Source organism: Candidatus Ruminimicrobiellum ovillum (genome assembly GCF_002392975.1).
In the GTDB taxonomy this organism is placed as follows: Bacteria; Elusimicrobiota; Endomicrobiia; order Endomicrobiales; family Endomicrobiaceae; genus Ruminimicrobiellum; species Ruminimicrobiellum ovillum.
Window position 1 is genome coordinate 1 of the sequence record NZ_DGIC01000004.1, and the last position, 19,623, is coordinate 19,623.

The 19,623-nt window shown below is 32.8% G+C and carries 18 protein-coding genes, 1 rRNA gene and 1 pseudogene; 9 read left to right on the forward strand and 11 right to left on the reverse strand.

The annotated features are described in order from the left end of the window. Positions 1-942: ribosomal RNA gene (locus tag B2Y85_RS01885) — 16S ribosomal RNA — on the reverse strand; the annotation flags it as partial. A gap of 869 nt (positions 943-1,811) precedes the next feature. On the opposite strand from B2Y85_RS01885, the gene B2Y85_RS01890 reads away from it, so the two are divergent. From B2Y85_RS01890 to B2Y85_RS01910, 5 genes are all read left to right on the forward strand, one after another. Then, positions 1,812-3,059 carry a peptidase U32 family protein gene (locus B2Y85_RS01890; RefSeq protein ID WP_372518785.1) on the forward strand — a complete coding sequence of 416 codons (1,248 nt, stop codon included), beginning with the start codon at positions 1,812-1,814 and terminating at the stop codon, positions 3,057-3,059. Beyond that, positions 3,056-3,271, forward strand: a complete 216-nt coding sequence (locus tag B2Y85_RS01895; protein ID WP_372518786.1) for a hypothetical protein — start codon at positions 3,056-3,058, stop codon at positions 3,269-3,271. Before B2Y85_RS01890 ends, B2Y85_RS01895 begins: the two co-directional genes overlap by 4 nt. Continuing rightward, a complete protein-coding gene (locus B2Y85_RS01900) occupies positions 3,272-3,547 on the forward strand; it encodes a Smr/MutS family protein (RefSeq protein ID WP_372518787.1) in 276 nt (91 codons plus the stop codon). Next, the gene (locus B2Y85_RS01905) at positions 3,544-3,999 is read left to right on the forward strand and encodes a phage holin family protein (RefSeq protein ID WP_372518788.1); all 456 of its coding nucleotides are present in this window, start codon (positions 3,544-3,546) and stop codon (positions 3,997-3,999) included. The genes B2Y85_RS01900 and B2Y85_RS01905 overlap by 4 nt, the downstream gene beginning before the upstream one ends. A gap of 130 nt (positions 4,000-4,129) precedes the next feature. Further along, on the forward strand, positions 4,130-5,320 hold the full coding sequence (locus tag B2Y85_RS01910; protein WP_372518789.1) for an HD domain-containing protein: 1,191 nt from the start codon (positions 4,130-4,132) through the stop codon (positions 5,318-5,320). Here B2Y85_RS01910 and B2Y85_RS01915 read toward each other — a convergent pair. Then, a complete protein-coding gene (locus B2Y85_RS01915; RefSeq protein WP_372518790.1) occupies positions 5,317-7,425 on the reverse strand; it encodes a penicillin-binding protein 1A in 2,109 nt (702 codons plus the stop codon). The two genes, B2Y85_RS01910 and B2Y85_RS01915, sit on opposite strands and share 4 nt — an antisense overlap. A 104-nt stretch (positions 7,426-7,529) precedes the next feature. Here B2Y85_RS01915 and B2Y85_RS01920 point away from each other — a divergent pair, with 104 nt between their 5' ends. The 4 genes from B2Y85_RS01920 (at position 7,530) to hisF (ending at position 12,598) form a co-directional block, all read left to right on the forward strand. Further along, positions 7,530-9,230: a cation:proton antiporter gene (locus B2Y85_RS01920; protein WP_372518791.1), complete on the forward strand. Its 1,701-nt coding sequence runs from the start codon at positions 7,530-7,532 to the stop codon at positions 9,228-9,230. A 108-nt stretch (positions 9,231-9,338) separates the two neighbouring features. After that, positions 9,339-11,168: a glutamine--fructose-6-phosphate transaminase (isomerizing) gene (gene glmS / locus B2Y85_RS01925; RefSeq protein WP_372518792.1), complete on the forward strand. Its 1,830-nt coding sequence runs from the start codon at positions 9,339-9,341 to the stop codon at positions 11,166-11,168. A 40-nt stretch (positions 11,169-11,208) separates the two neighbouring features. Further along, complete coding sequence (gene hisH, locus B2Y85_RS01930) at positions 11,209-11,862, forward strand: imidazole glycerol phosphate synthase subunit HisH (RefSeq protein WP_372518793.1); 654 nt, start codon at positions 11,209-11,211, stop codon at positions 11,860-11,862. Continuing rightward, positions 11,849-12,598, forward strand: coding sequence for an imidazole glycerol phosphate synthase subunit HisF (hisF, locus tag B2Y85_RS01935; protein ID WP_372518794.1), 750 nt, complete (start codon positions 11,849-11,851; stop codon positions 12,596-12,598). The genes hisH and hisF overlap by 14 nt, the downstream gene beginning before the upstream one ends. 1 nt (position 12,599) lies before the next feature. Here hisF and B2Y85_RS01940 read toward each other — a convergent pair whose 3' ends face one another. The 9 genes and pseudogenes from B2Y85_RS01940 to B2Y85_RS01980 all read right to left on the reverse strand — a co-directional run. Next, the gene (locus B2Y85_RS01940; RefSeq protein ID WP_372518795.1) at positions 12,600-13,781 is read right to left on the reverse strand and encodes an O-antigen ligase family protein; all 1,182 of its coding nucleotides are present in this window, start codon (positions 13,779-13,781) and stop codon (positions 12,600-12,602) included. Positions 13,782-13,799: 18 nt separating this feature from the next. Continuing rightward, positions 13,800-14,231 carry a GDYXXLXY domain-containing protein gene (locus B2Y85_RS01945; protein ID WP_372518796.1) on the reverse strand — a complete coding sequence of 144 codons (432 nt, stop codon included), beginning with the start codon at positions 14,229-14,231 and terminating at the stop codon, positions 13,800-13,802. Continuing rightward, positions 14,228-15,211 carry a DUF2157 domain-containing protein gene (locus B2Y85_RS01950; RefSeq protein WP_372518797.1) on the reverse strand — a complete coding sequence of 328 codons (984 nt, stop codon included), beginning with the start codon at positions 15,209-15,211 and terminating at the stop codon, positions 14,228-14,230. Before B2Y85_RS01950 ends, B2Y85_RS01945 begins: the two co-directional genes overlap by 4 nt. Before the next feature lie 97 nt (positions 15,212-15,308). Beyond that, positions 15,309-16,433 carry a hypothetical protein gene (locus B2Y85_RS01955; protein ID WP_372518798.1) on the reverse strand — a complete coding sequence of 375 codons (1,125 nt, stop codon included), beginning with the start codon at positions 16,431-16,433 and terminating at the stop codon, positions 15,309-15,311. Next, positions 16,423-16,917, reverse strand: coding sequence for a hypothetical protein (locus B2Y85_RS01960; protein WP_372518799.1), 495 nt, complete (start codon positions 16,915-16,917; stop codon positions 16,423-16,425). The genes B2Y85_RS01955 and B2Y85_RS01960 overlap by 11 nt, the downstream gene beginning before the upstream one ends. Then, on the reverse strand, positions 16,904-17,083 hold the full coding sequence (locus tag B2Y85_RS01965; RefSeq protein WP_372518800.1) for a hypothetical protein: 180 nt from the start codon (positions 17,081-17,083) through the stop codon (positions 16,904-16,906). Before B2Y85_RS01965 ends, B2Y85_RS01960 begins: the two co-directional genes overlap by 14 nt. Further along, entirely contained in the window at positions 17,080-17,811 is a 732-nt protein-coding gene (locus tag B2Y85_RS01970; protein WP_372518801.1) for a hypothetical protein, read from the reverse strand. Before B2Y85_RS01970 ends, B2Y85_RS01965 begins: the two co-directional genes overlap by 4 nt. Next, a complete protein-coding gene (gene gcvT, locus B2Y85_RS01975; protein WP_372518802.1) occupies positions 17,812-18,885 on the reverse strand; it encodes a glycine cleavage system aminomethyltransferase GcvT in 1,074 nt (357 codons plus the stop codon). Between the two features lie 298 nt (positions 18,886-19,183). Then, positions 19,184-19,623: pseudogene (locus B2Y85_RS01980) on the reverse strand (hypothetical protein); the annotation flags it as partial.

The window sequence follows — 19,623 nt, forward strand, 5'->3', positions numbered from 1 at the left end:
TCGAATTAAACCACATACTCCACCGCTTGTGCGGGCCCCCGTCAATTCCTTTGAGATTCAACCTTGCGGCCGTACTCCCCAGGCGGCTCACTTAATGCGTTAGCGTCGACGCGGAAGGGGTCGATACCTCCCACATCTAGTGAGCATCGTTTACAGCTAGGACTACCAGGGTATCTAATCCTGTTTGCTACCCTAGCTTTCGTACCTCAGTGTCAGTATTGTGCCAGGAGACTGCTTTCGCCATCGGTGTTCCTCCTGATATCTACGCATTTCACCGCTACACCAGGAATTCCGTCTCCCCCTCACACACTCAAGCCGAACAGTATCTATGTACCCTTCCCAGTTGAGCCAGGAAATTTCACCATAGACTTATTCAACCACCTACATACGCTTTACGCCTAGTAATTCCGAGTAACGCTCGCCACCTTCGTATTACCGCGGCTGCTGGCACGAAGTTAGCCGTGGCTTTTTCTGAGGGTACCGTCAATTTATTCTTCCCCTCCAAAAGGAGTTTACAATCCTAAAACCTTCATCCTCCACGCGGCGTCGCTGGATCAGGGTTTCCCCCATTGTCCAAAATTCCCCACTGCTGCCTCCCGTAGGAGTCTGGACCGTGTCTCAGTTCCAGTGTGTCCGTTCACCCTTTCAGGCCGGATACCCGTCTTAGCCTTGGTAGGCCGTTACCCCACCAACTAGCTGATAGGACACAGGACCATCTTAGAACGCATTGCTGCTTTTACCCCTGTTTGATGCCAAACTGTGGTCTTATGCGGTATTAGCTCCGTTTTCACGGAGATGTTCCCCATTCTAAGGGAGGTTTCCCATGTGTTACTCACCCGTTTGCCGCTAATTCTTACGATACTCTGTAAGAACTCGCTCGACTTGCATGTGTTAGGCACGCCGCCAGCGTTAACTCTGAGCCAGGATCAAACTCTCCATAAAAAAATTTTATAGAGTTTTGCTTAAGCTCTTAATTACATTAATAATATATGTTTAAACATATATAAACTACAAAAAAACAACTAGACCCTTAAATTGCTTGATTGCCCCTTTTACAGGACACTCATCTGCATATTATTCAGTTATCAAAGACCTTTTTGAGAGAGAAAAAAAACCATCCTTCTTTGCATCTTGCCTTTCAGCAAAGAATTTTCTCTGTCTATATATTAGTTGGGTGCTTCATTATTTCCAGAAGACTTATTTACCCGTACTATTAATTACTGCTACTTAAAAGGTTACTGCTAAAAACTACTAAAAGATCAATTCTGCTTTTACTTATACCACAAATTAAAATTTTTGTCAAGTATTTTTTTCAAAGCTTTAAAGTTATACCAAACTTTTTAAAATTTGTCAAGTACTTTTTTTCTTTTGTACTTTGTTATTTCAAATTTTTAAAAAGAACTTTGCAATTCCGATTTGCAATGGGCATACTTATATCACACTTTTAAAAATTTGTCAAGCGGAAAATTTATTCTGCAAATTTTCATTGAACAATTAAATTATTTTTATCAACTATTTTTAAAAGAGCTTTTTGCAATTCCGATTTGCAATGGGCATACTTATATCACACTTTTAAAAATTTGTCAAGCGGAAAATTTATTCTGTAAATTTTCATTGAACGGTTGACCTATTTTTATCAACTGCTTTTAAAAGAACTTTTTGCAATTCCGATTTGCAATGGGCATACTTATACCACACTTTTAAAAAAATGTCAAGCCCTAAAATTGCCCTCGGCAATTTTGGAAGATTTGAAGATTGGAGGATTGGAAGATTAGAAGTATAGTTGTAAAAATTGCTATAATATATGTGTTATGGAAAAATTTAAATCCGAACTATTATTACCTGCAGGCTCTTTATCGAGATTAAAAACAGCAATCTTATACGGAGCGGATGCCGTTTATTCCGGAACTCCGGATTTATCTTTAAGAGCAAGGTCTTCTTTTCCTTTGGAAGAACTTAAAGAAGGAATAGAGTTTGTTCACAATACAAATAAAAAGATTTACCTTACATTAAATTTATTTTCTCATAATAAAGATATAGAAAAATTATCTGTATTTGTTAATACTATAAAAGAATTAAATCCCGACGGAATTATAATTTCGGATCCGGGAGTGTTTCAATTTGTACACGACAGAATTCCAAATATTCCTTTACATATATCTACACAAGCAAATGTTTCATCTTATCTTACGGTAGACTTTTGGAGAAAGATGGGAGCAAGCCAATGTGTATTATCAAGAGAAACTTCTTTTAATGAAATAGTAGAAATAAAACAAAAATGTCCGGATATAAAAATAGAAATGTTTATACACGGTGCAATGTGTATAAGTTATTCCGGAAGATGTCTTATTTCGGCTTTTATGGCTTCAAGAAGTGCAAACCAGGGAGCATGTGCTCATTCCTGCAGATGGAAATATAAAATGTATCTCGAAGAAGAAGAAAGACCGGGCAACTATTATCCGATAGAAGAAGATGATAAAGGAACATATTTTTTTAATTCCAAAGATTTATGTTTAATGCCTAAACTTGATAAAATTTTGCAAGCAAAAATAGATTCTTTAAAAATCGAAGGCAGAACAAAAACGGAATATTATGTTGCACAAACGGCAAGAATTTACAGAAAAGCAATTGATGATTATTACAACAATCCCGAAAATTGGAACCATACATTATATATGAAAGAACTTGAAACTTTACAAAACAGAAGATATACATTAGGCTTTTTTAACGGGATACCGGATGACTCCGCTCAAGATTATAACGATACTTCAAGCAAAAGCAATTACAGAAATTGCGGAGTTGTAAGAGAAATTAATGACAACAAAATAACTCTTGAATTAAGGCACAAATTATCTAAAGGTGACGAATTCGATTTATTGTCTCCTTATCAATTTGAACCTTATAAAATAAAATTGGGAGATATTCAAATAGCAAATTCAAGAAAAGTTGTAGATACAATTTCCCCCGGTAAAGCCAATCAGGCAATAGTTATTACCGTGCCTGAACAAGATATAAAACTTTTCCCGAAATATACCATAGCCAGAATAAAAATCAAATGAAACAAATTTTAATTTTATTATCCGCTGTTATCTTTATATTTATATGCATGGAAATTTTGTTGCAAACGAATTATTATGTTCTGCTATATTTCAATAAAATATATAATAAAGATGTTTCCGTTGTTCAAACAAAATATAAACTCAAAACAGTGGAAACTTTTATGAATATTAATGATTACATAAAAAACAAATCTATAACAATGGTAAAGTAAATGTCTTATTTGAAACTTGATTTACACGATATTTTTAATAAAGGTAAAGAAATCGATAAAGCTCTAAACGATATAATTCAACAAGCCGTAACTAAAAAAACAGATATCGTTGAAATAATACCGGGCAAAGGATCGGGACAACTAAAAAAGAAGGTTATAAGATTTTTAAACGAACCGAACATAAAAAAATGTTACAGCAGATATAAAACCGATAACATAAATTTTGGTAAAATATATGTATATTTCAATCATAAGAAATTGGAGAAAAATAAATGAGAAATTTTGTTATAGTGACTTTAATAAATATGTTTGCTTTGTTTATGGTATCCGGAATTTTTAACGGAATTGTTATTTCGAGCTGGCAAACATTAATAGTTTCGGCAATCGTATTGTCGCTCATAAACATATATCTTAAACCCGTAATAAAGATTATAATGCTACCGGTAAACTTTTTTACATTAGGTCTTTTTACTTTATTTATAAATGCTTTTTTATTGATATTTGTAGAAAGTTTGGTAAAAGGTTTTTATATAAAAAATTTTTCTACGGCATTTTTCGGTGCAATAATGTTAAGTATAATTTATTTAATTGTTGAAAAATTTGTTATAGTAAGAAATGATGATTTTTACAAAAAACAAGTTTCCGAAAGTTCGGAAAAAACATTAAATAAAGATAATGTAATAGATGTGGAAGGAAAATATGAAGACGACCAAAACGACAATGTATAATGTACAATTTGTAATGTATAATTAACGGCAGGAAATCGGAAGATTAGAAGTACAGACGGTCGGAAACAGCAAAGACGAGATCCCGCATCAAGTGCGGGATGACAAATGAAAAGATATCGGAGGAAATGAAGTGATAACAAAGCAACTTATTGAAAGAATATTTTCGGCAGCGAATATTTTAAGATGGAACGATCATATAAGACCGTTTGATTTTTTTGAAATAGATAAACAAGCACATAAGATGATTATTGCATATATAATTGCAAAGTTCGACGAAGAAGAAAACAAAAAAATCGATTGGTTAAAACTTATAGAAGGAGGAATATTCGAATTTTTTCACAGAACAATGCTTACCGATTTAAAACCGGAAGTTTATCATGAAATAATGTCTAAAAAGAAAAAAGAATTAAACAAATGGGTATTGGAAAATCTCAGTGAAGATATTTCAAAAATCGGACCGGAATTTTCAAAAAGGTTTGAACAATATTTGTTTGATGAAGAATATGCAAAATATGAAAAAAGAATTTTAGCCGCTTCTCATGAATTTTCTACAAGATGGGAGTTCGGTGTAATTTACCCTTTAAATCAAATGCTTTACGGAATACACAGAACAAAAGAAACCGTTGAAAATTGTGTATCTAAATATCAGGATTTTGCAGGTGTAAAAAATCTTGTAATGAACAAAAAATATTACGGATTTTTAGATTTGTGCGGTCAATTAAGATTCCAACAAAGATGGGCACAATCGTTCAGACAACCTAAAACCACCGTTTTAGGACACATGTTTATAGTGGCAATTTTTGCATACCTGTACTCTTTGGATATGAAAGTTTGTGAGAAAAGATGTTACAATAATTTCTTTTCTTCCTTATTCCACGATTTACCTGAAATTTTAACAAAAGATATAATAAGCCCGGTAAAATCTTCGGTAGAAGGACTTGAAGACATAATAAAAGAATTTGAAAAGAAACAAGTTGAAGGCAGAATTCTGCCTCTACTTCCTGAAACATGGCATTTTGAAATGAAATATTTTATAGAACATGAGTTTACCAACAGAATTGTAGAAAACAACGAAATTAAATTTGTAGATACAATCGAAGAAAAATATAATAAAAACGAATTCAATGCGGCAGACGGTGAATTGGTGGAAGTTTGCGACAAATTATCCGCATATGTAGAAGCAAGTCTTGCTTTAAGATACGGTATTCATTCCGATATGTTAAACAAATCAAAGATGAAACTTTACAACAAATTTGCAAACTTACAAATTGCAAATTTAACTTTTAAAGATGTGTTTGATTATTTTAAAGAAGAAAATTAATACCCTTCTTGGTCATCGGAATCTTCTATCACCGATTTTTCATCGTACTTGTTTTTTTGAGTACAGTACATAGTAGGAACCGTTCCTTCCAAGAAAGTTTCCAAATAAGAATTTTGCGTTTTACTCAATGCAAGAAGACCTGTTTTAGGATCTATCAAAGCCCACTCTATTCCGCTTGTAGGCTGTGTAAAATCAACTGTAGGATAACCTTTTAAAGCTTCTTTCATAAATGCCGTCCATATAGGACAAGCAAGGCTGCCGCCCGTAACTTTTGTTCCCAAAGAAGTTCTATCGTCATAACCCACCCAAACACCCGCAACAATTTGCGGAGTATATCCTACAAACCAAGCATCAACACTATCATTAGATGTTCCCGTTTTACCGGCACAAGGTCTGCCTAACTGTCTTGCGGCATATCCGCTGCCGTTTTTTACAACCCCTTGTAAAAGATTTGTCATAACATAAGATGTTTGGGGCGACAACACTTCTTTTTCTACAGGTAAATTGTTTTCTAAAACTTTACCGTCTTTATCTATAACTTTTGTAATAAAGTAAGGTTCCGTTCTTACTCCTCCGGAAGCCAATGTTCCGAAAGACGAAACCATTTCCTGTAACGTAACATCACTTGAACCTAATGCCAAAGATAAAGTGTTTGTTAAAGGACTTTTTATACCCATCTTTCTTGCATAATCAATAACAACTGCCGGAGTTACTTTATCTATAGTTTCTATCGCACAGGTGTTTAACGATCTTGCAAGAGCTTCTCTTAGCAAAACATTTCCTCTATATCTACCGCCATAATTTACCGGATACCAAATTTTCATAGGATCTATAAGTTCTTCCGGTTTCATTTTTTCGGCTAACTTTTCCACATAAGAAACATTTCTTGAAACCAAATTCCATTTTGTTCCGTCAAACACATACACCATTTGTTCATCTTCAAGTTCGGTCGCCGGTGTCATTTGTTTTGTATCTATTGCAGCTGTATATACAAACGGTTTAAATGAAGAACCCGCCTGTCTTTTTGCTTGAACGGCTCTGTTGAACTTCGTTTCTTTAAAATCTCTTCCTCCGACCATAACTCTTATGGCGCCGGTTTTCGGATCTATAGCCATTATGGCACCTTGAACTTTTTTAAGTTCCGAACCTTCTTTTTCAAAAGTACTTAAATGTTCCTGGTCGAATTTATCTAAAGCTTCGGTTAAAGCTTTTTCCGCGGCTTCCTGCATTTTTATATCAAGAGTTGTATATATTGTTAAGCCGCCTTTATGTAAAACATTCGTTCCGTATTTAGGTTCCAACAATATTCTCAAATATTCAACAAAATAGTGTCCGGATGTTTGTTCCTGTGTATGTTTTTCCGTAGGAACAGGTATTTCATTCGCTTCTTTTTCTTGTTCTTCTGTTATGTATCCCAACTCTCTCATTCTTGACAAAACAAGAGCTCTCCTTTTTGTTGCTCTTTCGGGATTTTTCAAAGGAGAATAATAATTCGGAGCCTTAGGTAAAGCCGCTATCATTGCACATTCCGCCAAATTCAAATCTCTAACGGATTTGCCGAAATATATTCTTGAAGCGGATTCTGCCCCGTATCCGCCGGCACCGAAATATATTTGATTTATATAAAGTTGTAAAATTTCTTCTTTTGTATATTGTCTTTCAAGTTGTATTGTAAGTAAAACTTCTTTTATTTTTCTTGTTATTGTTCTTTCTGCGGTCAAAAATATTGTTTTTGACAGTTGTTGTGTTATTGTGGAACCGCCCTGCGCCACTTTACCTTTCAAAAGGTTTTTAATAAATGCTCTTAAAATACCTTTTGTCGATATTCCCCAATGTTCATAAAAATCGTTATCTTCCGTTGCCAAAAAAGCATTTTGCAAATCCAACGGAATATCTTTTAACGGAACCAACACTCTTCTTTCAACAAAAAGTTCCGTAATAAGTCTCTCGTTTCTATCAAAAATTCTTGTAACTATGCTCGGAGTATAATTTTCAAGGTTAGATATCGACGGCAATTCATCTATAAGTTTTTTTGTATACAATGAACCTGCGACTATTGAAATCGAAAGAAGTATTGTTAATATTAGTATTATTTTAAATTTCATGATTTTATTATTATACATAAGAAAACTAAAAACTACAATAATAGCTGTTGAATAGTTTAATAGCTTAATGTATAATAATGTTTGAAAAAATTATAGGAACTTTTATGTCTAACGGAATAGGTTTATTATTCACATTAACAAGCGGTTTAACCGTTGCTTTAATACTCGGCTACATAGCTCAAAAAATAAAATTATCCCCTCTTGTAGGATATCTCTTAGCAGGAATAATGGTAAGTCCTCATTCACCCGGAATCGTTGCAGATATGAGCATTGCTCAACAGTGTGCGGAAATAGGTATAGTTCTTTTGATGTTCGGTGTAGGAATGCACTTTAAATTAGAAGATTTCATTTCCGTAAAAAATATTGCGGTCGGTGCATTAATTCAAATAGCAACTTGTACCACGGTTACAACAATACTGATTAAGTTTTTAGGTTGGTCATGGACTTCAGCCATAATTCTAGGCCTTTCAATATCGGTTGCAAGTACCGTTGTTTTAACAAGAGTTTTTTCCGATAATAAACTGTTACATACTCCAACCGGCCATGCCGCAATAGGTTGGCTTATAATGGAAGATCTTTTTACAATTGTAGTATTAGTTTTATTACCTGCATTTTTTGGTAAAACAGCCTCAAATCATAATTTGTTCCTAACATTTATAATTACAATAGCAAAACTTGCTGTTTTGGTTGTATTTGCTTTAATTGTCGGTAAAAAAGTTATTCCTTTTTTATTGGAACATATCGCAAAAACAGGGAACAGAGAACTTTTCATTTTGTCCGTTCTTGTTATTGCTTTAGGAATATCTGTTTGTGCGGCCGAATTTTTCGGCGCATCTATGGCACTTGGTGCATTTTTGGCCGGTATGGTTGTAGGGCAATCCGATTTCAGTGCAAGAGCGACTTCGGAAGCTCTTCCTATAAGCGATGTTTTTTCGGTTTTATTTTTTGTTTCCGTAGGTATGCTTTTTGATATTTCAACTTTAAAATCATCATGGCCGTTAATAATAATATTGTTGTTTGTTGTTTTGTTTGTAAAGCCCATAGGTGCAACTCTCATCATCAAATTTCTAAAACAGCCTGTAAAAAAAGCAATAGCCATCGGCACGGCATTGGGACAGATAGGAGAATTTTCTTTCATTTTGGCATCCCTTGCAGTATCTTACGGAATAATGTCTAAAGATGCTTACAATGCAATAATTTTTGTTTCTATTATTACAATAACATTTAACACTACAATTTACAGGTGGATACCTTCCATAATAAAATTTTTGCAAAAGAAAGGATATTTTAAAACTTATTATACAATAACCGATGAAATAGAAAACGAAACTAAAGATTTAAGACATGTTATAGTTATAGGTTATGGACCTGTAGGCAGAACAATATCTAAAATATTATTACAGAAGGAAATAAATGTAACTGTTATCGAAATGAATATTGATACAGTAAAAAAGATAAAATCACAAAACATAAAAGAACTCAGAGCAATTTACGGAGATGCTTCTCAAAGAGAAATTTTAATAATGTCTGCTATTCAAACGGCAGAAGCAATTGTAATTTCCACTCCTTTTGCACCTGCACAGGAAATAACCGAAATAGCAAAATCTTTAAATTCAAGAATAAAAATATTGGTTCATACAACTTATTCCGAAAATGCAAAAGAGTTAAGAAAAAAGAATTCCGACATGATAGTTCGTTCAGGTGAAGGTTCTGTTGCTCTTGCGCTTTCAAGAGAAGTTTTCTCTATTTACGGTACAACAAATTTTGAAGAAGAAATAGATAAGATATACAAAGAACTGCTTTAAAAATTGCTCCGCAATTTTTAAAATTTATAATTTACAATTTACAATGTATAATGTCGGTAAAATTTGATATAATAAATTAAATATTTAACAAAAAAAAGGTATTTTATTATGTGTGGAATTGTAGGATATATCGGTAAAAAAAATGCGGTTGACGTAATATATAACGGTTTACAAAAACTCGAATACAGAGGTTACGATTCCGCAGGTATTGCCGTTATAGAAAACGACAAAATAGAAAGAAGAAGAAGTGTCGGCAAACTCATAAATTTACAAAAAAACATAAAATCAAATAAAATTTTCGGCAATATAGGTATAGGTCATACAAGATGGGCAACTCACGGAAAACCGAGCGAAGAAAATGCTCATCCTCATACCGATTGCAGCGGTAAAATAGTCGTTGTTCATAACGGAATAATAGAAAATTATGTTTCATTAAAAAAGCAGTTACAAAAAGAAAAACATAAATTTGCTTCCGAAACCGATACCGAAGTTGTAGCACATTTAATAGAAAAATATTATAAAGGCGATTTGTTAGCTGCGGTAAAATCCGCATTAAAAAATATAGAAGGTGCTTATGCACTTTGTGCAATATCTGCCGAAGATAAATCAAGAATTGTTGTTGCAAGAAAAGATGCACCGTTGGTTATAGGATTGGGTAAAGATGAAAACTTTATCGCTTCCGATGTTTCCGCATTATTGCAATACACTAAAGATGTAATTTTTCTTGAAAACGGTGATGTTGCCGAAATTAAAGAAGATTCAATAAAAATATTTGATGTAAAGAACAAAAAAGTTGTAAGAAAACAACAGAAAATTTTGTGGAATGCAATACAAGCCGAAAAGTGCGGTTATAAGCATTTCATGCTTAAAGAAATTAACGAACAAACTCAAACAACGCAAGATACTTTCAGAGGCAGAATTTCCGATGAAGAAAACAAAATAATTTTACAATCGGTAAAACTTACAAAAGAAGAAATTTCAAATATATCAAGAATATGTATAGTTGCTTGCGGAACATCTTATCATGCGGGACTTACGGCGAAATTTTTATTTGAAAATTTGACCGGTATTCCTACGGAAGTAAATATTGCTTCCGAATTCAGATATGCCAACCCTGTTATAGATAACAAAGTTTTAACGATATTTATTTCACAGTCCGGAGAAACGGCAGATACTCTCGCGGCATTAAGACTTGCGAAAGAGAAAAAATCGAAAACGGTTGCAATATGTAATGTTGTAGGTTCAAGTGTCAGCAGAGAAGCGGACAATGTTTTATATACCCATTGCGGACCGGAAATAGGTGTTGCTTCAACAAAAGCTTTCACGGGACAACTTACCGCTCTTTATTTACTCGTAATGTTTATAGCTTCAAAGAAACAGACTATTTCTAAAAAGCAGTTAGCAAAATTTATCGTTAATTTAAGAGATGTTCCGAAAAAGATTTCCGAGACATTAAAACTTTCAACAAAAATAAAAGAAATCGCAAAATTGTTTCAAAACACAAAACAGTTCATATATTTGGCAAGAAACATAAATTACCCTATAGCACTTGAAGGCGCACTGAAATTAAAAGAAATTTCATATATTTATGCGGAAGGATACCCTGCGGGAGAAATGAAACACGGACCTATTGCATTGATAGATGAAACTATGCCGGTAATGGTTATAGCAACAAAGAGTAAAGTTTACGATAAGATATTAAGCAACATAGAGGAAGCTAAAGCAAGAGGTGCAAAAATAATTGCAATAGCAAATAAAGGTAACAAAGACATAGTAAAAAAATCCGATTATCAAATTTTTGTTCCGGAAGTTGATGAGATTTTATCTCCTTTAATTAATGTTATACCTTTACAATTTTTTGCATATTTTGTTTCGGTTATGAAGGGTTGCGATGTTGATCAACCGAGAAATTTAGCAAAATCGGTAACGGTTGAATAAAAACGGCAATTAGTAATTAGTAATTTTAGAAAAGATTATTATGAGAAAAATAGCAATAATAGATTACGGTATGGGTAATTTAAGAAGCGTATCAAAAGCCGTTGAACTTTGCGGCGGTGATGTTGATATTATTTCAGATGCCGACAGCATAAAAAATTATAACTCAATAATATTGCCCGGAGTAGGAGCTTTTGAACCTGCAATAAAAATACTTAACCAAAAAGGTATTGATATTGCAATAAAAGAACATATAAAAAACAAAAAAATGTTTTTGGGAATATGTTTGGGTTTCCAACTTTTATTTTCCGAAAGTTATGAAGACGGTCTGCATAAAGGGTTAAATATAGTTGAAGGCTCCGTAGAAAAATTTGTTCCCAAACAAAACGAAAAACTAATAATTCCTCACATGGGTTGGAACAAAATATTTATTTCTAAAGCAAATAATACCGTAAAAGAAATGTATAACAATATAAAAGACGAAAGTTATGTTTATTTCGTTCATTCTTACTATTGCAAACCGACAAATAAAGAATATATAGCAACAACAACAAATCATTCAATAGATTTTTGTTCTTCAATCGCAAAAGAAAATGTTTGGGGTTGTCAATTTCATCCGGAAAAAAGTTCAGAAATAGGGTTACAATTATTAAAGAATTTTGTTTCTAAATGTGAGGTTTCAAATGGTAGCAATTAGAGTTATTCCATGTTTAGATGTTAATGCCGGACGAGTTGTTAAAGGAACAAATTTCGTGGATTTGAGAGATGCGGGTGACCCGGTAGAAATAGCAAAAAGATACAATATTGAAGGTGCGGACGAAGTTGTTTTTTTGGATATTACGGCTTCTTCCGATAAAAGAGCAATAACTTTAGATGTCGTAAAAAAAACAGCGGAACAAGTTTTTATTCCCCTTACAGTCGGCGGCGGAATAAGAACCGTTGATGATATGAGAACTCTTTTAAAAGCCGGTGCAGATAAAATATCAATAAATACCGCTGCTGTATTAAATCCTCAACTTATACATGACGGCAGCAGAAAGTTCGGTAACCAATGTATAGTTGTAGCAATAGATGCAAAAAAAGAAAACAACGGTTGGAAAGTATATACTCACGGCGGAAGAACAAGAACAGAGTTGGATGTTATTAAATGGGCACAAAAGTGTGTAGAGCTCGGAGCCGGAGAAATTCTTCTTACAAGTATGGATAAAGACGGAACAAAAGACGGTTATGATTTGGAACTTATGGAACAAGTAACTAAAGTTGTTGATGTTCCGGTAATAGCTTCCGGTGGAGCAGGTAAAAAAGAACATTTTGTTGATGTGTGCAAAAAAGGCGCATCTGCCGTTCTTGCAGCATCACTTTTTCATTTTAAACAGTTGGAAATTTCCGATTTAAAACAGTATATGAAACAAAACGGAATTGAAGTAAGATAATTTATTTTGTCTCTGTTTTGTTGCTTGATTTTGCAAGGATAAGACCTGTTAACCAAAAATAGTCCATTGCTACTCTCGGACCTCTTAAAACGGTATCAAAACAATCCCCTATCAACAAAGATAACCATGCAAAAAGCATACATAAAGCAAAAACAGAATTGTTATATTTATATTCGTAATACAAATTTTTTAGAATTAAAAATATCATTGCAAAAAACAGCACAAAGCCTATAATACCAAATTCTGCCGGAACGGCTAACCACATAGAATGTAAATGCCTGATTTGATGACGACTTTCTTTTAAAGGTTGTGTCATTGCATAAAATTCTGCTTGTTTTACACCTTGCCTTGGACCTACACCGAAAACAAAATTATTTTTAAAAATAAGCACTGCGGCTTTATACGAATCTATTCTGCTTGTTACATTAGCATCAGTGGTAAGATTTGTATTTTTTATTCTATCTTGCATATACGAACTGTTAAAAAACAAAACTGATATTATCACAAAAGATATACAAAATAAAATTGCCGGAATTTTAAATTTTTTTGTTGTAAAAACATAAAATGCAAACATACATAAATAGGTTATAAATCCTGCAATATAGTATCCTCTTGAACTTGTTAAATATAAAGAAACGATGAATAATACGGTTAATACACCTAAAATAATTTTTTCTTTCTTTAATAAATCTTTTTTAAATAAAAGAGTGTTCAATGAAAAAGAAGATAAAAGTACGCACATAGCTCCTAACGAAATATGCCACAAATTTGCATTGATAAGTTTTCCCTTTAAAGCTAAAGGAGCCCCCAAAAACCTTTCATAAAACAAGCCGAAATAAGCCAATACCGAAAATATTATAACTATGGTAAAAGTTAAAATATAAATTTTTATTATTTTTCCTTTCTTATAATTATCTGCAATAAAGTAACCCAAAATAAAAGGGAATAACCAGCTTGTTAAATATGTAAACATTTCATCGAAGGCATCTTTTGCATAATCGCAAAAATAAGCTCTTATAAAACCGTACAATAAAAAGGCAAAAGCAAAAATAATTATCTTGTTATTTTTTATATTGTTCCAGTTCTTATATATAAAAAGGAAAGCAAAAATAGAAACTATGTATCCTATTACATGCGAAAAAATTATTCCCACCGAAAAAATATAATTTAATATCTCAAACATTTTTATCCTCTATTTATCTTATATAATTTTTTGGTAAGGTTCTCCATCTACTAAAAGTTTTTTAGCAATAGGATGTTTACCTTGTTTATAAGAATAAACTACTTCTATTTTTTTATTATTTTCTTCTTTTATGTTCCACGATTCCATCAACAATTTATCCAAATATTTTGCATGAGTTTCCGAAACATAAAACCTGTAAGAATTTTTGTTTAAACTATCAACAAAATCGTCCTTTGTAAAACTTTTATCTTCAAATTGTTGCAAATCCGTTTTATCCCAATCTATTGTGTATCTTATATAATGTCCGGACAACAAATCTCTCGGATCATATCCCGATATTCTCACTGTTATTTCCGTTCCGGAATCTTTATCATACCACAAAAAGCAGTTCCATACAAACAAGCATATAACGGGAATCAGTAACATAAACAATAAAAATTTATTTCTCAATTATTTACCCCTAACTTTTTCATATAAGACAACATTTTTCTTAAAACATATATTGAAACAAGTAAAAGTATTCCCCCCATAATAAACCCTATACCGGTAAAGAGTAAATTACCATAGGCACTGATAAACAGGTATATTATGTATATTTCTGCCGCTATCGCATAATTTCTAAAATATTTTTCTTTTCTGTTTTTATAATTAATATACAATTTGTATGACAATAAACAAAATATAAAAATTATATCTATTGCATTTCTTTGTAAGGCTATTGCACATAAAGTCCAATATTTTGTTAATTGCGCAATTATGGAAAAAGCTTTTGCTATAACAAGTTTTCTATCAAACTTTATATATATACTGTTTCCGAAATATTGTAAAAATGCCAACAACAAATATAATAAAATACAGAATACGGAAATATTGTAGGATTTTGAAAACGGTAAAAAGGTCGAAACAAAATAAGAATAAATATCATGTAACCAAGTATAAAAGCTTTGCGGAAAACTGTTAAACAGTAAAACCAACCACAAAATATTTATTAAAAAAGTTTTACTTAAAAATACAAAAGGTATAGCTAAAATCATCCAAAATCTTGCAAAAGAAAACCAACCGCCATCCAAATTATATACCTGTGCAATAAGGCCTATGGTTCCCGCAATCATAAAAAAAGATATTATCAAAAATACTTCCGATAAATTCTTTTTGTTATTTGTTATAAAATAATAATCTGCATATATCAATACTAAAAATAAAATAAAATCTACTGTTATTTTTATAAGGTTCGGAATTAAGGACCAATTTGCACCTATTATTAAGATAATACCTAATGCAATAAGAAGCCCGGCTATAACAAAAAGTCGTTTCCATAACTTATTATTATCTGTGTTTGATTGATAATAACTGATTATATTTTCTACTTGTTGAGAAGTTATTAAACCTTCTTTATTAAGTTTTTCCAATTCTTTTTTAGATATTTTCATGGCAACTATTTTACTAAATATACTTTTAAACGGCAATTAGAAATTAGTAATTATTAATTAGTAATTGCCGTTCCGTCGTTGCCAAACATCCAATCTTCTAAACGGGGACCAAGTGAGCATCCCAACCGCCGAGCTCGGCTTCGTTGTACTTATAAATCGGAGTTTCTTTATTTAACGGTTCCGTAATTATTTTTCTTGTTGCTTCTTCGGCATAATATGCGGCTGCCGCTATACCGACCGCAGCACAAACTTGCCCTACGGCGGGAATATAAGCAACAGCTTGTATTATGTTATAAAAGACAAAAAGTTGTTGTGCCACCATAGGTGACAAAAGTGCCGCCGTAATATAAGATAAACCTGTACTTGTATCTTCTTTTTCCGGATACATAGGACCTTTAACATTATATAATCCCACAGCACCCAAACTATACAATACAGGCATATTAACATCAAAGATATTTTTGAATAACGGGTATCCGTCATTTTTTGAAGGAGTTTTTATTCCTATGCCCACCAACTTTTTATCGTAAAAGTCCGTATTCTGAACATACCAAGACACATTATCTTTCATATATTGTCTTGGTATAACTATGTGATAATGTTTTGATTTGGCATCAAGACAAAAGTTCATTGTCTTATAGTAAGTTATGCCTTTAGTATTTCTTTTTATACCTAACCAAACTTTCGGATCGGTTATATTAAAATTAAACAAATTTGTTCCTTTAGCATATCTTGACGGTATAACAAAAACTTTATAATCTTTATCGGGAATTTTGTTCAATAACAGTGCAGATTGAACCATATAGTTTGTAAGTAAAAGGTCTTGAAACTGTTGTATTGAATTTACAAGCTTTTTCATTTTCAATACACCGCTGTACCTTTCGTTTACGGCAACACCTGCTTTGGGACAATAATAGTCGCAAAACGGACCGGGTATCATCGAACCGCCAACCTTATCGGTAGAAAAAGACGGAAACATTGCTATCATGGGGTATGATGCCGTAGATAAAACGGTTGCCATTAAACTGTTTGTTGCACCCAACAAATTTAATGTTCTTGCCTGCAAATTTGCAACCGATATTACCGTGTTATCAACATAGTTTTGTAATATCATTTTATCTCTTAAAATTTTGGCAATGTTTACCATCATTGCCCAACTGAATATAAGAATTAACGACATTACAAGCATATAAGGTAATACTTGACCTTTTCTATTGTTCATATTTAGGAAACTCTTTTGCATCAGGATATGCCTTATTATAAAATTCTTCGTCGGGAGATTTTACCATTCTTGCCCTTGCTGACTGTTCTCTGTAAAACAAAGAATTGAAAAATTGCCCGAACATTATTCTTGTATTGTAACCGACTTTTACATTGTGTTTATTTATTTTTTTGTTGCTGTGATCCAAAATTTTGTTACCTAAAATATCTTCGTCCCAATGTGTGGTTTTATAATAAAATACACTCTTGGAACTTAACATATATGCCGTAAGAAGTTTTGACACTGTTTCTTTTGCGGTGTCGGCAATTTCTTTATTTTTTGTTATAACTATTTTTCTTGTAGACGAAAAAGCGCTGTAATTCAAAAACATATCGTCCGTAACAATAATACAAACTTGTATTGCCGCAAACATTAAAACCGTTATTATACAGGCAATTATAAAACCTTCCAAAAAAGATTGCCCTTTATTGTTAAAACAAAACATTTGATACTCCCATAATAAAGGAAACAAATTCGAACTTATGTTTCCATGCAAGAACAAAAAGTTTTACCATACCGTAACTTGCGGCAAACATAACAAGAGTAAACAAAACATACTCTACCGCAGCTTGACCTGATTTATTGTTTATGATATTTAAGATTTTTTTCATTGTTCTATAATTTTGGGAGTAACAAAGATTAAAACATTCGTTTTGTTATCTTTTACTTTTGTATTTTTGAACAATGTTCCGAGTAAAGGAATATCTGAAAGTATAGGAATACCCGAAGATGTTTTATCTTTATAATTTTCTATAAGGCCCGCAATAACTATAGTTTGCTGATTTTTTAATATAACACTTGATCTTGCCTGCCTTTTGGCAATGTTCGGAAAACCTTGAACGGCATTTGCCCAATCGAGTCTTGAAAGTTCGGTTTCTATAACTAAATCTATTCTGTCATCTTCCAAAATTTTCGGTAAAATTTCGGTAATTATTCCGTACTCTTTCCATTCTACATTACCGCCTGAAACACCGGATACCGCTATAGGGAATTCCCCGCCGACCAAAAATCTTGCTTTTGTTCCGGACTTTGTTATAAGTTTAGGATTGGATAATACTTGTGCCGAACCGCTTTCCTGCAAAAGTTTTAATTTTGCACTTAACGGAGTGTATCTTACCCAATCGTTAAATTCCACAAGTGACGGATAAACGGTGTTACCTTCACCGTTAGTAACAAAAAGTTCGCCGGTAGAAATTTCATCTACCCACTTTATTCCGTACTCTTTGGCTTTATTGTTATTTATTTCGGTTATTTCTATGGATATTTCCACCAACTGTTCCGCAAACAAAGAAGTAATACAAAAAAATAAAATTATTAAACTAAAACAAAACTTCTTCATTTATTTTTTTGCTCTCTTATAAAACGGTTTGGGAACGATTGTTATGTTTCTTAAATTGTTATGAACTTTTACTTGTATAGGCGAATTTTCGTCTACAGAAATATCTATCATTGCCATACCGATAGCTTTTTTAAATGTAGGCGAAAACGTTCCGCTTGTAACATAACCGATTTTCTTGTCGTTTAAATAAACTTCATCATGAGCTCTTGCTATACCGCCATGACAAATAAAAGCAACTAACTTTTTTGAAGGAGCATCTTTTATTTTTTCTATTTCGGATTTTCCTATAAAATCTTTATTCCAGAACACAGTTTTTATAAATCCCGCATCTATCGGATTAATTTCTTCCGATATTTCGTGACCGTGTAACGGCATACATGCTTCAAGTCTTAATGTATCTCTGCAACCGAGTCCGCAAGGTTTTGCACCGAGTTCCACAAGTTTAGACCAAACATATTCGGCACAGTTATTGGATATAAGAATTTCAAATCCGTCTTCACCGGTATAACCTGTTCTTGCTATTTTTGAGAAGTTTGCGGATTGTCCTTTAAAAGAAATATCTTTTGCGGTAAAATATTTCATTGAAGCTATTTCTCCGTCAACTATTTGAGAAACGATTTCCACTGCTTTAGGACCTTGAACTGCCATCATGGAAATTTCTTTGCTTATATTTTTTATATCCACATTATCCGCTTTATTTTCGTTTAGCCAAGCGAAATCTTTATCCAAGTTTCCCGCATTTACTACCATCATATAATAGTTTTCGAATTTATATACTATGATATCATCTTTTATTCCGCCCTGCTTATTTAAAAGCATGGAATATCTTGCTTTATATAACGGTAAATTAGACATATCCGATATTGTTACATAATCCAAAAATTTACCTGCATTTTTGCCCGATATAATGAATGTTCCCATATGAGAAGTATCAAATATACCTACGGAATTTCTAACCGCATTATGTTCTTCTATAATAGAAGTATATTGAACCGGCATATCCCATCCGCCGAATTCGGTAAACTTTGCACCCAACTTCTTATGTTGAGGATTTAAAAACGTAGTTTTTAACATAAAGACTCCTTTTTAATGACAATATATAGTTTACAACTTAAAGACAATTAGTAATTAGAAATTAGTAATTAGTAATTTCGGTGTCCTGCGGACGATTTTCTATAGATTCTGAATCAAGTTCAGAATGACACTGATGAGATCCCGCATCAAGTGCGGGATGACATTGTTGGTCGTACAGGATGACATTGTTGGTTGTGCGCGATGACACCCTGCCTTTTTGTCATTGCGGACTACGAGCCGCAATCTATCCAAATATTTCTTTCTGTTTTCTTCAAAGTCTCCAATCTTCCAAACTGCTTCAGCAATTTTTGGCTGCTTCAAAAATCAGTTCGGAAAGTCCCGGATGAAAAAACATATCTTTCGATAAGTCCTCAACTTTCATATTTGATTTTATTATCATTGTTGCAGACTCTATAAGTTCGTCTGCATTTACACCTATTATCCAAACACCTATAATTTTTTTAGAAACATTATCTACAGCAACTTTTATCCAACCCGCTCTTTGTCCTTCGATTTGTGCTCTTGCATTTGAAATAAAAGTTGATTTTCCGAAAGCAACATCTTTATAATCATCATAATCAACTGCTTTCACCGATGCTACGGGAGGAAACGAAAAAACGACTTTCGGTACAGGATTTTCAGATTGTAAATTTTCGGCAACATTTATTGCATCCTGTTCGGCGGTATATGCCAAAAATCCTTTAGCGGTAATATCGCCTATAGCAAAAATGTTATCTA

Bases quoted from the DNA above. Each gene is read 5' to 3' on its own strand.
- B2Y85_RS01905 (WP_372518788.1), top strand. From the start codon at position 3,544: ATGAGAAATTTTGTTATAGTGACTTTAATAAATATGTTTGCTTTGTTT.
- B2Y85_RS01955 (WP_372518798.1), bottom strand. From the start codon at position 16,433: ATGAACAATAGAAAAGGTCAAGTATTACCTTATATGCTTGTAATGTCG.
- B2Y85_RS01900 (WP_372518787.1), top strand. From the start codon at position 3,272: ATGTCTTATTTGAAACTTGATTTACACGATATTTTTAATAAAGGTAAA.
- B2Y85_RS01890 (WP_372518785.1), top strand. From the start codon at position 1,812: ATGGAAAAATTTAAATCCGAACTATTATTACCTGCAGGCTCTTTATCG.
- hisH (WP_372518793.1), top strand. From the start codon at position 11,209: ATGAGAAAAATAGCAATAATAGATTACGGTATGGGTAATTTAAGAAGC.
- B2Y85_RS01940 (WP_372518795.1), bottom strand. From the start codon at position 13,781: ATGTTTGAGATATTAAATTATATTTTTTCGGTGGGAATAATTTTTTCG.
- B2Y85_RS01965 (WP_372518800.1), bottom strand. From the start codon at position 17,083: ATGAAAAAAATCTTAAATATCATAAACAATAAATCAGGTCAAGCTGCG.
- glmS (WP_372518792.1), top strand. From the start codon at position 9,339: ATGTGTGGAATTGTAGGATATATCGGTAAAAAAAATGCGGTTGACGTA.
- B2Y85_RS01915 (WP_372518790.1), bottom strand. From the start codon at position 7,425: ATGAAATTTAAAATAATACTAATATTAACAATACTTCTTTCGATTTCA.
- B2Y85_RS01970 (WP_372518801.1), bottom strand. From the start codon at position 17,811: ATGAAGAAGTTTTGTTTTAGTTTAATAATTTTATTTTTTTGTATTACT.
- hisF (WP_372518794.1), top strand. From the start codon at position 11,849: ATGGTAGCAATTAGAGTTATTCCATGTTTAGATGTTAATGCCGGACGA.
- B2Y85_RS01920 (WP_372518791.1), top strand. From the start codon at position 7,530: ATGTCTAACGGAATAGGTTTATTATTCACATTAACAAGCGGTTTAACC.
- gcvT (WP_372518802.1), bottom strand. From the start codon at position 18,885: ATGTTAAAAACTACGTTTTTAAATCCTCAACATAAGAAGTTGGGTGCA.
- B2Y85_RS01960 (WP_372518799.1), bottom strand. From the start codon at position 16,917: ATGTTTTGTTTTAACAATAAAGGGCAATCTTTTTTGGAAGGTTTTATA.
- B2Y85_RS01895 (WP_372518786.1), top strand. From the start codon at position 3,056: ATGAAACAAATTTTAATTTTATTATCCGCTGTTATCTTTATATTTATA.
- B2Y85_RS01950 (WP_372518797.1), bottom strand. From the start codon at position 15,211: ATGAAAATATCTAAAAAAGAATTGGAAAAACTTAATAAAGAAGGTTTA.